Here is a 949-nt window from a genome sequence, read left to right as displayed (position 1 = left end):
GTGTGGCGATTTTAGAGTGTAGTAATACAACAATGGGTGTGGCGATTTTAGAGTGTAGTAATACAACAATGGGTGTGTTTCAAGGTAATCATATGAAAAACAAGTCTATTTTGCTTTGTAGTGTGCTAGCGCTGGTTTTGGGTGCGCTCAATGCAAATGCGAAAGTTTCAACGAAAGAAGTTAATAAGTTAGGGAATTCTTTAACGCCGTTCGGTTCGATAAAATCCGGGAATAAAAATAAAACTATTCCTGCATGGACTGGGGGGATTACCGAAGCCCCAATGGGGTATGAGGGGACAGGGCAGCATCATATCGACCCTTTTGCCTCTGATGATATCAAATTCACCATTGATGACAGTAACTACAAAGGTTTTAAAAACTATCTGACCCCAGGTCAGTATGCTTTGTTTGAAGCATACCCAAGTAGCTTCAAGATCAATGTATATCCAACCCATCGTTCGCACTCGATGCCGGATTGGGTCCTAGAAAATACCAAGAAAAATGCCAAAACATCGTCTTTATCCAAAGGCGGGGTGGGGATTCAGAACGCATACGGTGGTATTCCTTTTCCAATATTACATGGAAAGAATGAAGATAAAGCCCTTCAGACAATGTGGAATCATTTGACTAGATGGAGAGGTATTTTTGCAATCTTGCGTTCGACTGAAGTGCCAGTTCAGAGAGATGGTTCTTTTTCTCCGATTACCAAGCAGGCGGAAGTGTTTTTTAACTTCCATAACCCTAAAGGCAGCTTTAAAAAGCTTAACAATATTTTGTTTTACTTTTTGACTTTCAATAAAGCGCCCGCCCGTTTGGCAGGTGGTGCGTTGCTAGTTCACGAAACTATGGATCAGGTTAAAGACAAACGAGGTGCGTGGGACTATAACTCAGGCCAGCGTCGAGTGAGACGTGCTCCAAACTTGGCTTATGATTCCCCCATTGCTTCGTC

At 42.5% G+C, this 949-nt stretch carries 1 protein-coding gene; it reads left to right on the top strand.

Annotation, left to right across the window (positions count from 1 at the left end):
- Positions 1 to 92: 92 nt before the first annotated feature.
- On the top strand, positions 93 to 949 hold an 857-nt coding region (locus A3729_RS05840), incomplete at its 3' end, for a DUF1329 domain-containing protein (protein ID WP_197475607.1).

The sequence above is a fragment of the Oleiphilus sp. HI0043 genome (genome assembly GCF_001634935.1).
This window is presented reverse-complemented; position numbering and strand designations above follow the sequence as displayed.